Annotated in this window: 1 pseudogene; it reads right to left on the minus strand. The window is 46.3% G+C overall.

From position 1 onward, the window contains the following. Positions 1–457, minus strand: a pseudogene (locus ACS8FC_RS19510) (RelA/SpoT family protein); the annotation flags it as partial. Positions 458–575: the final 118 nt, after the last annotated feature.

Below are 575 nucleotides of genomic sequence, written 5' to 3' on the forward strand. Positions count from 1 at the left end.
TGTCTGTCATGCCAATACCAGTGACGTAAGCACCTGAGCGCTCAGACTCGCTAGTATTCATGTGACTACGGATGAACTCACAAGCAGCACTCAGGTGAGGTACGGACTCTTGTCCGATACGCTTCGCCACATTGTCGAGCCAAGTGGGTACATCAATATTGGCTTGATCTAAATCAATTGATTCAAGCTCTTCGTCTGATAGCGTATAGGTATTGTCCAGATACTCATTTTCAAGCGTGGGGTCGAGGCCATCATAAGTATGTGCCGCTGATCGATCGAAAGTCGTATGTAGCTTGTGAGTTGACAGCTGGTATTTGATATCGAGGGGAATTTGGGCGTAACTATTGGCAGACTGGTGGGAGCGTTGGCTCGCCACCAATTGCGCCGCAAGTGCTGCACTATCGGCCTGCGTGGTTTGTCCATCCACCAGCGGTAATCCTTCACGAATTTTTACCATAGCCGACTCCTCTTAGCTATTTTGAATTGATTATAACCTCATCTACTATGCACACACTCTGAATGAACGATTCATAAAGTGCCAGCTATAAACCAATACAACTGCTAAAAATCTGATT

Source organism: Psychrobacter sp. 1Y4 (assembly GCF_051847555.1).